The organism is Pseudomonas sp. BBP2017 (genome assembly GCF_003024385.1).
GTDB lineage: Bacteria > Pseudomonadota > Gammaproteobacteria > Pseudomonadales > Pseudomonadaceae > Aquipseudomonas.
Genome location: NZ_PVZN01000012.1, coordinates 134,276 through 147,498 on the forward strand (window position 1 = coordinate 134,276; position 13,223 = coordinate 147,498).

Annotated in this window: 12 protein-coding genes; 3 read left to right on the forward strand and 9 right to left on the reverse strand. The window is 61.7% G+C overall.

From position 1 onward, the window contains the following. Nucleotides 1-88 precede the first annotated feature (88 nt). Nucleotides 89-1,867 carry an acyl-CoA dehydrogenase C-terminal domain-containing protein gene (locus C6382_RS15990; RefSeq protein ID WP_107025373.1) on the forward strand — a complete coding sequence of 593 codons (1,779 nt, stop codon included), beginning with the start codon at nucleotides 89-91 and terminating at the stop codon, nucleotides 1,865-1,867. A 228-nt stretch (nucleotides 1,868-2,095) separates the two neighbouring features. Here C6382_RS15990 and C6382_RS15995 read toward each other — a convergent pair whose 3' ends face one another. Continuing rightward, complete coding sequence (locus C6382_RS15995) at nucleotides 2,096-3,019, reverse strand: LysR family transcriptional regulator (RefSeq protein WP_107025374.1); 924 nt, start codon at nucleotides 3,017-3,019, stop codon at nucleotides 2,096-2,098. 158 nt (nucleotides 3,020-3,177) lie between these two features. On the opposite strand from C6382_RS15995, the gene C6382_RS16000 reads away from it, so the two are divergent. Both C6382_RS16000 and C6382_RS16005 read left to right on the forward strand, forming a co-directional pair. Continuing rightward, complete coding sequence (locus C6382_RS16000) at nucleotides 3,178-4,458, forward strand: aspartate aminotransferase family protein (protein ID WP_107025375.1); 1,281 nt, start codon at nucleotides 3,178-3,180, stop codon at nucleotides 4,456-4,458. Between the two features lie 162 nt (nucleotides 4,459-4,620). Further along, nucleotides 4,621-4,779 (forward strand): YqaE/Pmp3 family membrane protein, encoded by a 159-nt coding sequence (locus C6382_RS16005; protein WP_003177654.1) that lies wholly within the window; start codon nucleotides 4,621-4,623, stop codon nucleotides 4,777-4,779. A 64-nt stretch (nucleotides 4,780-4,843) separates the two neighbouring features. Here C6382_RS16005 and C6382_RS16010 read toward each other — a convergent pair whose 3' ends face one another. The 8 genes from C6382_RS16010 to C6382_RS16045 form a co-directional block, all read right to left on the reverse strand. Continuing rightward, a complete protein-coding gene (locus C6382_RS16010; protein ID WP_107025376.1) occupies nucleotides 4,844-6,682 on the reverse strand; it encodes a S9 family peptidase in 1,839 nt (612 codons plus the stop codon). Next, nucleotides 6,648-7,808 (reverse strand): pyrroloquinoline quinone biosynthesis protein PqqE, encoded by a 1,161-nt coding sequence (gene pqqE, locus C6382_RS16015; protein ID WP_107025377.1) that lies wholly within the window; start codon nucleotides 7,806-7,808, stop codon nucleotides 6,648-6,650. The genes C6382_RS16010 and pqqE overlap by 35 nt, the downstream gene beginning before the upstream one ends. Beyond that, nucleotides 7,780-8,055, reverse strand: a complete 276-nt coding sequence (gene pqqD, locus C6382_RS16020; RefSeq protein WP_107025378.1) for a pyrroloquinoline quinone biosynthesis peptide chaperone PqqD — start codon at nucleotides 8,053-8,055, stop codon at nucleotides 7,780-7,782. The genes pqqE and pqqD overlap by 29 nt, the downstream gene beginning before the upstream one ends. Next, on the reverse strand, nucleotides 8,052-8,807 hold the full coding sequence (pqqC, locus tag C6382_RS16025; RefSeq protein ID WP_107025379.1) for a pyrroloquinoline-quinone synthase PqqC: 756 nt from the start codon (nucleotides 8,805-8,807) through the stop codon (nucleotides 8,052-8,054). The genes pqqD and pqqC overlap by 4 nt, the downstream gene beginning before the upstream one ends. An 11-nt stretch (nucleotides 8,808-8,818) precedes the next feature. Further along, nucleotides 8,819-9,730: a pyrroloquinoline quinone biosynthesis protein PqqB gene (gene pqqB, locus C6382_RS16030; protein ID WP_107025380.1), complete on the reverse strand. Its 912-nt coding sequence runs from the start codon at nucleotides 9,728-9,730 to the stop codon at nucleotides 8,819-8,821. Between the two features lie 67 nt (nucleotides 9,731-9,797). After that, a complete protein-coding gene (pqqA, locus tag C6382_RS16035) occupies nucleotides 9,798-9,869 on the reverse strand; it encodes a pyrroloquinoline quinone precursor peptide PqqA (RefSeq protein ID WP_008365141.1) in 72 nt (23 codons plus the stop codon). A 141-nt stretch (nucleotides 9,870-10,010) separates the two neighbouring features. Beyond that, a complete protein-coding gene (pqqF, locus tag C6382_RS16040) occupies nucleotides 10,011-12,377 on the reverse strand; it encodes a pyrroloquinoline quinone biosynthesis protein PqqF (RefSeq protein WP_107025381.1) in 2,367 nt (788 codons plus the stop codon). A gap of 38 nt (nucleotides 12,378-12,415) precedes the next feature. Beyond that, the gene (locus C6382_RS16045) at nucleotides 12,416-13,219 is read right to left on the reverse strand and encodes a carbon-nitrogen hydrolase family protein (RefSeq protein ID WP_107025382.1); all 804 of its coding nucleotides are present in this window, start codon (nucleotides 13,217-13,219) and stop codon (nucleotides 12,416-12,418) included. Nucleotides 13,220-13,223 lie beyond the last annotated feature (4 nt).

The following is a 13,223-nucleotide window of genomic DNA, read 5'->3' on the forward strand; positions in this document are numbered from 1 at the left end:
GTCTCGCAAAAGTTGTTCGGTTACACTGCCTGCATAACAGTGAAGCGGTCCTGCAGGACCGTCCCCGACTCAAGTGTGAGAGGTTGCCATGGCTGACTATAAAGCGCCCCTGCGCGATATGCGCTTCGTCCTCAATGAAGTCTTCGAAGTTTCCAAGCTCTGGGCTCAATTGCCAGGCCTGGCCGAAGCTGTCGATGAAGAGACCGCGCTGGCGGTGCTGGAGGAGGCCGGCAAGGTCACAGGCAAAAGCATCGCGCCGCTGAGCCGTAGCGGTGACGAAGAAGGCTGCCATTGGGATAACGGTGCGGTGCGCACCCCGGCCGGTTTCATCGAGGCCTACACGACTTATGCTGAAGGTGGCTGGGTCGGCGTCGGTGGTGATCCTGCCTACGGCGGCATGGGCATGCCCAAGGTGATCTCAGCCCAGGTCGAGGAAATGGTCAACTCGTCGAGCCTGGCGTTCGGTCTTTATCCGATGCTGACCGCTGGTGCCTGTCTGTCGATCAACGCCCACGCCAGCGACGAGCTCAAGGAAAAGTACCTGCCGAACATGTACGCCGGTGTCTGGGCCGGCTCCATGTGCCTGACCGAGCCGCACGCGGGGACCGACCTGGGCATCATCCGCACCAAGGCCGACCCTCAGGCTGACGGCAGCTACAAAGTCAGTGGCACCAAGATTTTCATCACCGGTGGTGAGCACGACCTGACCGAGAACATCATCCACCTGGTGCTGGCCAAGCTGCCGGATGCGCCTGCCGGGCCGAAGGGCATTTCCCTATTCCTGGTGCCCAAGTTCATGGTTAACGCTGATGGCAGCCTGGGTGCGCGCAACCCGGCCAACTGCGGCTCGATCGAACACAAGATGGGTATCCAGGCCTCGGCCACCTGCGTGATGAACTTCGACGAAGCCGTGGGTTATCTGGTCGGCGAGCCGAACAAGGGCCTGGCGGCGATGTTCACCATGATGAACTACGAGCGTCTGGGCGTGGGTATCCAGGGTCTGGCGTCGGCGGAGCGTTCCTACCAGAATGCCATCGAGTACGCCCGTGATCGTCTGCAGAGCCGTGCACCTACTGGCCCGCAAGCCAAGGACAAGGTCGCTGACCCGATCATCGTGCACCCCGACGTACGGCGCATGCTGTTGACCATGAAGGCCTTGAACGAGGGCGGTCGCGCCTTCTCTACCTACGTCGCCATGCAGCTGGACACCGCCAAGTTCAGCGAAGAGGCAACCACCCGTAAACGCGCCGAAGATCTCGTTGCCTTGCTCACTCCGGTATCCAAGGCTTTCCTCACCGACCTCGGCCTGGAGTCTGCGGTGCATGGCCAGCAAGTGTTCGGTGGCCATGGCTACATTCGTGAGTGGGGCCAGGAGCAACTGGTGCGCGATGTGCGCATCACCCAGATCTACGAAGGCACCAACGGTATTCAGGCGCTGGACCTGATGGGCCGCAAGGTAGTGGGCAGCGGCGGTGCGCTGTACAAGCTGTTCGCCGACGAGATCCGCCATTTCACCGGCACTGCCGACAGTGAGCTGGGCGAGTTCGTCAAACCGCTGAACGCTGCCCTGGATAACCTTGACGACCTGACCGCCTGGGTACTGGATCGGGCCAAGAATAATCCGAACGAGATTGGCGCTGCCTCGGTGGAGTATCTGCAGGTATTCGGCTACACCGCCTATGCCTACATGTGGGCGCTTATGGCGCGTACGGCGTTGGCAAAGCAAGGTGAAGACGATTTCTATGCCAGCAAACTCGGCACCGCTCGCTTCTACTTCGCCCGTTTGCTGCCGCGTATCCACTCACTCAGCGCTTCAGTGAAAGCCGGTAGCGAGTCGCTGTACCTGCTGGATGCGGCGCAGTTCTGACAATAATGCGTCGTGTAAGCAATGTCTTACACGACGTGGTGACTTTTCGCCTCTATCGAAAGATTGGATCCACAGTTAATCTTCTCACATGGACGTAGCGCAGGAAGCGCAAAGTACAGAACACGGATACGTAGGATTCCTGCCAGGGTGGCGGGGCGAAATGGATGTCAGGGAAACAGTCTGCAAAGCCCCGCTTCGGCGGGGTTTTCTTTTGCCTGAAGAAAAGTTTCAGCCCAGCACATCCAGCGGCGACACCCCGATCTGCCTTGGGTCGGCTTCCTCTTCCAGCAGTGTGCGCAGCAGCTCGACCGACGCTTGCTGGCGCTGTGCATCGCGAAACACCAGGCCGATCTTCAGCGGCACCCGTGGTTCGCTCAGCGGTTTCCACAGCAGCTCCTGATCATCCTCGACCACTTCCTTGGCGCGGCCCGGCAGCACGGTGGCCAGCGAGGTGTGGCTGAGACTGTCGAGGATCCCGCCCATATTGTTCATTTCTGCCTGCACCTGTGGCCGCCGTCCTAGGTTGGCTAGCTGCGTTTGCCAGATCTGTCGCACCTGGAACTCTTCGCCGAGCAGCAGCATCGGCAGCTCCGCAGCCTGTTTGAGCGAGACTTTCTTGAATTCCCGCAGCGGGTGAGTGTTGGGGATTACAAGTTGCAGTTCATCTTCGTACAGCAGCAGGCCGTGCAGACCTGGCTGGCGTGGAGGCAGGTAGCTGATGCCGATGTCCAGGCTGCCATTGAGCAGACGTCGTTCGATCTCCAGGCCCGACAACTCGTAGATCTGCACTACCAGGTGCGGCTGGGCCTTACGTACCCGGTCGAGCAGTTGCGGGATGAGGCTTGGACGTACGGTTTGCAGGACACCAATGGCCAGGGTCCGCAGAGATTGGCCTTTGAAGTTGCGCAGGGCCTCTCGGGCGCGTTGCAAACCGTCGAGCAGGGGCAGGGCATGGTTGTACAAGGTGTGTGCGGCGAGGGTTGGCAACAGGCGCTTGTTGCCTCGCTCGAACAGGCTGACATCCAGGCTGTGTTCGAGCTGGCGGATCTGTTGCGAAAGCGCCGGTTGTGACAACGACAGGCGCTCGGCGGCCCGGCCCACATGGCCTTCTTCGTAGACCGCGACGAAATAACGCAGCTGGCGAAAATCCATAAGAAATACTTATCAAAAATACTCGAAAAACCAAATGGCTGTTAACCGGCAATACGCCTAGTCTACCCAATATTCACAAGGCTTGCAGGGCCAAAAGGTGCGATGAACACTGTGTATCTTGATGTTGTTTACATAGGATTGTCAAAAGGGTTGAAAGCATGAATCTGTTCAGTTTTCGCCGCCCGACGCCGATTGTGGCCGAGCGCAAGCCTGTGTCGGTTGCTGCCGCGGCCGCTGAAGCACTGCCTCGCGATTGCCTGATGTCCGCCACTGAGCGTGCTTCGCAAGTCTTCGTTCGCGGTCAGGGCTCGTGGCTGTGGGACAGCGAAGGTCACGCCTATCTCGACTTCACTCAGGGCTGCGCGGTCAACAGCCTCGGGCATAGCCCAAGCGTGCTGGTCAAGGCGCTGGGCAGCCAGGCCCAGGCGCTGATCAATCCGGGCGCCGGTTTTCATAACCGTGGTTTGCTGAAGTTGGTCAACCTTCTCTGCCAGAGCACCGGCAGTGACCAGGCTTATCTGCTCAATAGTGGAGCCGAGGCCTGCGAAGGGGCGATCAAACTGGCGCGCAAGTGGGGGCAGCTGCATCGTAACGGCGCCTATCACATCATCACCGCCAGTCAGAGCTGCCATGGACGCAGTCTGGGGGCGTTGTCGGCGTCCGATCCGTCGCCTTGCAATCGTTGCGAGCCAGGCCTGCCAGGCTTCAGCAAAGTGCCGTTCAACGACCTGGAGGCGCTGCACGCCGCTGTCGATTCGCGCACTGTGGCGATCATGCTCGAACCTATTCAGGGTGAAGCCGGAGTGATTCCGGCGACTGCCGCTTACCTCAAGGGCGTTGAGCGTCTGTGCCGTGAGCTGGGCATCCTGCTGATTCTTGATGAAGTGCAGACAGGTGTCGGCCGCTGCGGCGCCCTGCTTGCCGAGCAAACCTACGACGTACGCGCCGACATCATTAGCTTGGGCAAGGGCCTGGGCGGCGGTGTACCGCTGGCTGCGTTGCTGGCCCGTGGCAGCGCCTGCTGTGCCGAAGCCGGTGAGCTTGAAGGCAGCCACCACGGCAATGCGCTGATGAGCGCCGCGGGTCTGGCGGTGCTGGAAACCGTGCTGGAGCCGGGCTTCTTTGAGCACGTTCAGGAGTCCGGAAAGCACCTGCGCGATGGCCTGAGCCGCCTGGCTGGCCGTTACGGCCAGAGCGAGGTCCGTGGCCAGGGCCTGCTCTGGGCCCTGCAACTGAGCGAAGACAACGCCGCCGAATTGGTCACGGCCGCCCTCCATGAAGGCCTGTTGCTCAATGCGCCACAGCCGGATGTGCTGCGCCTGTCGCCGGCGTTGACGGTGAGCAAGGGCAACATCGATGAAATGCTCTTGCGCCTGGCCCGGGCCTTTGCCCGAGTGCATTCAGCACAACAGCACCAGCGGCGGGAAGCCACGGCCTGATCGCCCGCGAATCCACGAATTATCCGAACCGTCTAGCGTTCCTGCGCATCGCCCCGGGCCTGTAGTTTTTGGCCTGGGGCGTTTTTTTATCTGTGGATTGCCGGTTGAACCCTGGCACGGCGCTACAGTCAGTTCTAGTACATCACTGAAGGGAGCTGCGCCATGGACTTTATCCGCATCATCATCGCCATACTTCTGCCGCCGCTTGGCGTTTTCCTGCAGGTCGGCTTCGGCGGCGCCTTCTGGCTCAACATTCTGTTGACCTTGCTGGGGTACATTCCGGGGATCGTGCATGCGGTGTATATCATCGCCAAACGCTGAGTCATCGCGGGGCAAGCCCGCAGGGTTATACCGCTGCTGTGCGGGCTTGCCCCGCGATAGCGATCTAAATACCTTCCAGCACCCGGCGATAAAAACGCCACTCTTCTTCCAGCGCATGAGCCAGGTTGGCCGCCGTGCGAAAGCCGTGACGCTCCGATGGGTAGAAATACCCTTCGGCACGGATACCGTTGGCCTTGAGCGCTGCCAGCATCGAGCGGGTTTGTTCAGGCACCACCACCGCATCCAGCTCGCCCTGAAAGAAAATTACCGGGACCTTGATGTTCCCGGCATGCAGCAACGGCGTGCGCTGCCGGTAGCGCTCGGCATCTTTGAGCGGATCCCCGATCAGCCAGTCCAGGTAGTCACCTTCGAACTTGTGCGTGGCCCGGGCCAGCGCCTGAGGATCACTGACGCCATACAGGCTGGCGCCAGCGCGGAAGACATCGTGAAAGGCCAGGGCGCATAGGGTGGTAAAGCCGCCGGCACTACCGCCGCGGATAAAGGCCTGGGTCGGGTCGATCAGATGACGAGCGGCCAGATGCTCGACCACTGCGCAGGCATCTTCGACATCGATTTCACCCCAGCGCAGGTGCAGGGCCTGGCGATACGCCCGGCCGTAGCCACTGCTGCCGCGGTAATTGAGGTCAGCCACGGCGAAGCCCCGCTGGGTCCAGTACTGGATACGCGGGTCGAGCGCCGGATAGCAGGCCGAGGTCGGCCCGCCATGGACGAAAACGATCAGCGCCGGTGGCTGGTTGCCGTTGATGGCCGGGTAGAAGAAACCGTGGGCGATGCCATCGCCGCTGGGGTAGCACAAGGATTGCGGGTGGCTGATACGTTCGGTAGGCAAGGGCGACGCGCCTCCAGCCAGGACCTTGACGCGATGATCCTTACGGTCGATGGCGATGACTGCCGGTGGACTGGTGGGCGACGCAGCGATGGCGTAGAGATGATGCTGATCCAGGTCCAGGCAGCGTAAACGGCTGTAGGCGGTTTCCACCGGCTGCTGCGAGCCATCGGCATGACATAGGCCGAGACGACTGAAGCCGTCCTCAAGCCAGGTGGCCAGGTAGTGATTTTCGCCCAACGGCAGCCAGGTACAGGCGCCCAGTTGCCAAGGGGCTGCAGCGTGATCGGCGTTTGCGGCGGGGAGCGCATTCCAGCCCTGGGCCGTTTCCCCCCACGGTTGCCAGAAACCGTTGAGATCAGAGAGACAGTACAGGCGGCCACGGTCATCGAAGCGTGGTTGTTGCAGGGATTGCGCCGGGCCCTGGTCGCCGGCGATGCAGCGAGGTGCACCCCAGCGCCCGTCATTCATACGTTCGCAACACCGCAGGCGGGTAGCGGTCCAGGGCTGTTCGGGCCGGCTCCACTCGATCCATGCCAGGCGCGAGCCATCGGCGCTCAGGGTTGGCGCGGCATAGAAATCCGCACCTTCGGCGATTACCTCTCGCTGCTGCGCAGCGATTGCCACCAGGCGGTGTTCGACCTGGTCTGCGGTATGGGTTTCTTCCACAGCCAGGACTTGGCCTGCGGCCCAGCGCAGATCGCCGTAACGGCATTCGCCGAAGGTCAGCGGCTGCGGCGCGCCACCTGAGAGATTCTGGGTGTAAAGCTGCTGGTCAGACTCGTTGACGAACACCAGACCATTATCGCTCAGACAGAAGCTGCCACCGCCGTACTCGTAGACCCGGCTGCGCACGCTGAACCCGTCCGGGGTCAGGCAGTGGGCCTGGCCATGATGCCAGTGCCAGATCCGGCAGGCGCCGTCGTGCGGGCGAAACTCGTTCCAGAACAAGCCCCGCGGACTCGCCCGCAACTCAGCGAAGTCGGTGCCTGCGGCCACCGCCTGTTCGGCGCTGAAACGCTCAGCCGCGGGCAATGACATGGGCATTTCGCTCATTGCGGAAGGTCAACTGATCAATGTTCAACTGGGCATGCTCGGCTTCTTCGCGGGCTTTGAGGATCATGCCGTGGTGTGCTGACTTGGCGCACACCGGGTCGGCATTGCTGGCGTCGCCGGTAAGCATGAAGGCCTGACAGCGGCAGCCGCCGAAGTCCTTTGCCTTTTCGTCGCAGGAGCGGCACGGCTCGGGCATCCAGTCATAACCGCGGAAACGGTTGAAGCCGAACGAGTCGTACCAGATGTGCTGCATGCTGTGCTCGCGCACGTTGGGGAATTGCACCGGTAACTGCCGTGCGCCGTGGCACGGCAGCGCGGTGCCATCCGGGGTCACCGTGAGGAACACGCTGCCCCAGCCGTTCATGCAGCCTTTGGGACGCTCTTCGTAGTAATCCGGGGTGACGAAAATCAGCTTGCATGGGTTACCGGCAGCCTTGAGTCGTTCCCGGTACTCATTGGTAATGCGTTCGGCGCGTTCCAATTGCGCACGGGTCGGCAACAAACCTACGCGGTTCAGGTAAGCCCAGCCGTAGAACTGACAGGTGGCCAATTCAACGAAGTCGGCCTCAAGGGCGATACACAGCTCGATGATGCGGTCGATCTTGTCGATGTTGTGCCGGTGGGTGACGAAGTTCAGCACCATCGGATAGCCGTGGGCTTTGACCGCCCGGGCCATTTCGAGCTTTTGCGCAAAGGCTTTTTTCGAGCCGGCCAGCAGGTTGTTGACCTGCTCGTCGCTGGCCTGAAAACTGATCTGGATATGGTCAAGTCCGGCCTCTTTGAAGGCCGCGATTTTCTGCTCGCTCAGGCCGATACCGGAGGTGATCAGGTTGGTGTAGTAACCCAGGCGCCGGCCTTCACCGATCAGTTCGGCCAGATCCTGACGCACCAAGGGTTCGCCACCGGAAAAGCCCAGTTGCGCCGCGCCCATTTCGCGGGCCTCGGCCATGACCTTGTACCACTGCTCGGTCGTCAGCTCCTGGCCCTGGGCGGCGAAGTCCAGCGGGTTGGAGCAATACGGGCATTGCAGCGGGCAGCGGTAGGTCAGCTCGGCGAGCAGCCACAGCGGCAGGCCAATGTCAGGCTTTGCCGGCACCTCACTCAAGGATGAGCCAGTGTTCGGCACGGGCGACCTCCATGAATTGCTCAATGTCGTCAGCAAGCTCGGGCACACCAGGGAATTGCTGCTCCAGCTCGGTAATGATCGCGGCTACATCGCGTTGGCCATCGATCAGCCCGCCGATCAGTGCCGCGCTCTCGTTGAGCTTGATCATGCCCTCCGGGTACAGCAGGACATGCCCCTTTTGCGCCGGCTCGTACTGGAAACGATAACCCGGACGCCATTTCGGGGTGAGTTCGCGATTGAAACTCATAAGGCGATTCCTTTGTGCCAGACCCTTTCGCTGGTGACACTGTGATAGGGCGGACGATTCAACTCATAGGCCATGCTCATGGCATCGAGCATGCTCCAGAGAATGTCAAGCTTGAACTGCAAGATCTCCAGCATGCGCTGCTGGCCCTCTACTGTAGTGTAGTGCTGCAGGGTGATTGCCAGCCCATGCTCGACATCGCGGCGGGCTTGGCCCAGGCGGGTGCGGAAGTATTCGTAGCCGGCCGCGTCGATCCAGGGGTAGTGCTGCGGCCAGCTGTCCAGGCGCGATTGGTGGATCTGCGGGGCGAACAGTTCGGTCAGCGAGCTGCTGGCCGCTTCTTGCCAGCTGGCGCGGCGGGCGAAGTTGACATAGGCATCCACGGCAAAGCGCACACCGGGCAGCACCAGCTCCTGGGAGCGCAGCTGGTCGGGGTCGAGACCGACCGCCTGGCCCAGGCGCAACCAGGCTTCGATACCGCCGTCTTCACCGGGCGCACCGTCATGGTCAAGCAGGCGCTGAATCCACTCGCGACGGATATCGCGGTCCGGGCAATTGGCGAGGATCGCGGCATCCTTGAGCGGGATGTTGACCTGGTAATAGAAACGGTTGGCAACCCAGCCCTGGATCTGTGCGCGGCTGGCGCGGCCTTCATACATCGCTACATGGTAGGGGTGATGGATGTGGTAGTAGGCACCCTTGGCGCGCAGGGCCTGCTCGAATTCGGCGGGGGACAGTGCTTTGGCGTCGCTCATCTCGGCTCCTGCTAGAGGCTGATACTCATGCCGTCGAAGGCAACTTCGACGCCACGGCGATTCAGTTCGGCGCGTTCGGCCGAGTCTTCATCGAGAATTGGGTTGGTGTTGTTTATGTGGATAAGCACCTTGCGTTGCGCAGGGACGCCGTCCAGTACCTCAAGCATTCCACCGGGGCCATTCTGCGCCAGGTGCCCCATTTCCCGGCCGGTGCGCGTGCCGACACCACGGCGCTGCATTTCATCATCCTCCCACAGGGTGCCGTCGACCAGCAGGCAATCGGCTTCACGCATCATTTGCAGCAGCTGCTCATCCACCTGGCCCAGACCCGGGGCATAGAACAGTTTGCCGCCGCTGCGCAGGTCTTCGACCATCAGCCCAAGGTTGTCGCCCGGGTGTGGGTCGAAACGGTGTGGCGAGTAGGGCGGGGCCGCACTGCGCAGCGGGAAAGGGGTGAAGCGCAGGTTCGGGCAGGCGTCGATGACGAAGCTGCCTTCCAGCGCAATGCGGTTCCACTGCAAGCCGCCGTTCCAGTGGCTGAGCATGGTGAACAGCGGGAAGCCGCTGCTCAGGTCCTGGTGGACCATGTCAGTGCACCAGACCTGATGCGGGCAGCCTTCACGCAGACTCAGCAGGCCGGTGGTGTGATCGATCTGGCTGTCGAGCAGCACGATTGCGCTGATACCGCTGTCGCGCAGCGCGCGCGCAGGCTGCATGGGCGCGAAGGCTTGCAGCTGCGTGCGGATATCCGGCGAAGCATTGCACAGCACCCAGTGGACACCGTCGTCAGACAGGGCAATCGACGACTGGGTACGCGCCGAAGCGCGCAAGGTACCGTCGCGAAAGCCTTTGCAATTCTCGCAGTTGCAGTTCCACTGCGGGAATCCGCCACCGGCGGCGGAACCTAGAATCTGGATGTACATGGCCACTCCTGCCGCGTCTTGAAATAAAAACGCCCCGGCTGACCGAGGCGTTGTAACGCAAGCAAACTCAGCGGCTTGCGAAATACATGGTCACTTCAAAGCCGATACGCAGATCAGTGTAAGCAGGTTTGGTCCACATGGGATTGCTCCTTCCGGATAGGTCTGGGGTTGCACAGCTACTTGTTTAATCCACCCTCGAGACGAAGGCTTTCAATAGCCGAGATTGCGCTATCTTACTAAAAAATGCTGTGCTGAATGGTTAAATCTACGATAAACGTCGTTACATATCTGGTAAAGATCGTCCTGTTGTCCAACTGCCGCCTTGCGGCGCAGGGCCATTGGCCAGGCACAGCCAGCCTTGTCTGGCGTGCAGCAGATCGGCGGCGCACTGACGCAGCATTGCGTCATCTACGCGTAGAATCGCGGCTTGCAGGTCGTCCAGACGTGCCTGGCTGCGCTCCGCCAGCTGCGCCTGCCAGGCCCACTCGGCGACGTCGCTATTGCTCATGCTAGCTTCGCTGAGCTGTTCGGCAAGGGCCTGGCGAACCTCGAGGCTACAGCTCAGGGTAGACGGCAAGTGCGCGAGAAACTCATGGATATGGCTGAGGATCTGCTCATGGCTGGCGTTTGGTGACTGTATGCCGAACAGCAGACCGCTACAGCCCTGTAGCTGACGGAAGGCACTAAAGACGGCATAACCCAGTTGCAGCTCGACGCGCAGGCGCTGGTAGAACGGTCCCTGAATCTGCTGTGCCAGCAAGCGGGCGCTAGCCTCGTCCGTGTTGGCGACCGGACAGAACAGCAGCAGCGCCTGTTCGCTGGCCACTGGCGGCAGCGTCTGCCAGCGACAAACAGCCTGCGCAGCCACCGGGCGATGCTTGCCTGCAAGCCCGGGAACTTGTTGCAAGGTGCGATTGAGCGCGGATTGCGAACACTCGCCGAATCCCGTGGCCATGGCTTGCCAGCGGGCCTGTTCCCACAAAGCCTGCAGGTCAGCCTGGTTTGGGGCGTGGTCGGATAAGGGCGTGTCTGTGCGGCCGACAAGTTGTTCGGGCAGTTGCCGGAGCAAGGCGCGAATCGGCATGTTGTCGGCTTCATCCGCAGGTTTCTCGGCCCAGCTGGATGCACCCGGGTGTTGCAGTATTTCCAGCGCCTCACGGGTTACCGAGACCACTGTTTCAGGTACACCGGCGCAGCGCATTTGCCAGAACTCGTTACAGCACTCGAATTGCAGCGCAACGCCAACCCTGGTGGCGCGTTCACGCAGTGGCTGCAATGCCCGGTCGAGGACCTGCCAGAGTCGATCGTGTGCGGCTGCGTTCAGCTGCCAGCGCAGGTAGACCACACCCTGCTGGCGTACTGGCGGCAGTATCGGGTTGCAAATCAAGCCCGTGGGAGCCGGGACGGAGGTGTCATCGGCGACAGTCACATTGAGCAAGGATTCCGGGGCCGGCAGGTGCCACGGTTGTGCGCACGACAGCGAGGTGTCCTGCAGCAGACTGTCGAGCAGGCTGTTCAGCGCGTGCCGGGCTTCGTTGCTCAGCGCTTCATACGGTCGACCGGCACTGTCACGGCATGCCAGGTCCAACGCTGTCGCCGCCTGAGCGCGGCACTGTTGCAAGCGAGCGTATTCCTGGTACAGCGCCGAGCGGTCCACATCGCGGAAAAACCTCAACCAGCCCTGCAGCAGCCCCTGTGCCTGGTCGGCGACGGCAGTATCATTGAGCTGCAGGCGAGTGTGCAGCAATGCCTGACCGGCAAAGCTGTACAGCGGCGAGAATTCGAGGGATCGCAACCAGCCGCGCTGCCGCAGCGTCGCCAGCGGCCCGCCTGGCCGCGCGTCGGTCAACCAGGTGCGGAGAAAGTCGATGGCCTGTTCCATTCCTGCAGGCTGCTGCTCGACGGCCTGCAGCACGTCCAGATGCTGGCCACTCAGTTGCGCAGCGAGACTGGCGTCGGCGAGTCTTACCGGCACCGCCTGCTCGATTTTTGCACCTGTGGCGATACAGCTTGCGGCGCTGCGTGCCAGCGCTTGAAGTACCTCGAAGCTTTGCGGTCCGCTCAGGCTCAGGAGCATTTGCCCGGCCTGGTAGTAACGTTGGTGATAACCCTGCAAGGTGACCTGAAAGTCACGGCTGTGCACCGGCAGGCTGTAGCGATTGCCCGCCTGAAAGCCACTCAGCGGATGTTGTTTGGAAACCTTCTGCAACAGGGCGAACTGCGCCTGGGCCTGAGGGTTGCGTGACCAGGCGATGAATTCGGCATGGATCACGTCGCGTTCGCGCAGTTGGCGTTGTTGGTCAAAATCCGGGCGGGCGAGCATGTCGCACAAGCGCTCGAGGCCGCCGGCAAACGCCGCTTGCGGGACTTCGAAAAAGTAGTCGGTGCTGCGCTCGCGGGTGCTGGCGTTGACCTGGCCGCCATGGCGCTGCACATAGCGCATCAGGCCGTCGCCGAGGGGAAAACGCTCAGTGCCGAGAAACAACAGGTGCTCGAGAAAGTGCGCGAGTCCCGCATAAGTATGCGGGGCGTCATGACTGCCGGCCATGACCCGTACGGCAGCGGCACAGCGTTTCAGCTGCGGGGCATGGCGCAGGATGACCTGCAGGCCATTGTCGAGGGTGAGGTGTTGCACAGTGCTGGGCATGACGGTTCCGTTGCAGCGCGAACCGTCATGCTAGCGGATTATCCACGATCGCGCGGATCGCCATACAGCTCAGGGCGCAGGTCGTGCAGGTAGGGCGTGCTGGCACGTCCTTCGTGGACCCGTTGCAGTTCCAGGTCTGCTTGCAGCAGGGTGCTGTCGCGACCGGCCATGGCCAGAATACTGCCGTCCGGGCCGACAATGCTGCTTTGCCCGCAGTAGTGGATCTCGTCTTCGCTACCGCAGTAGTTGGCGTAGACCAGGTAGCACTGGTTTTCGTAGGCACGGGCGCGCACGGTGACCTGGGCAATGAAGTCGTAGGGCACCATGTTGGCGGTTGGCACCAGAATCAGCTCGGCACCGGCCAGGGCCAGGCGTCGGGCGTTTTCCGGAAACTCGATGTCGTAGCAGATCAACAAACCCAGGCGCCATCCGTTCAATTCCACCACCGGGAAATGATCGGGGCCCGGGCTGAACATCGCCCGGTCCAGACCGCCGAACAGGTGGGTCTTGCGGTAGTTGCACAGGCTGCTGCCATGGGCGTCGATCAACTGCACAGCGTTGTACACCCGGCCGTCCTCGGACAGCTCCGGATAGCCGTAGGCAATGGCGATACGATTGCTCTGGGCGATCTCCACCACGGCCATGGCCGAAGGCCCGTCTTCGGCTTCGGCCAGGCGTGCCACCGCTTCGCTACCAATGTTGTAGCCGGTCAGGAACATCTCCGGGCACACCAGCAACTCGACACCACGGGCGGCAGCCAGTTGCGCTTGCTGGTGCAGGCGCTCGAGGTTGCCGGGTACGTCCAGTGGCTGCGGAGCACCTTGATACAGCGCGATGCGCATGGCG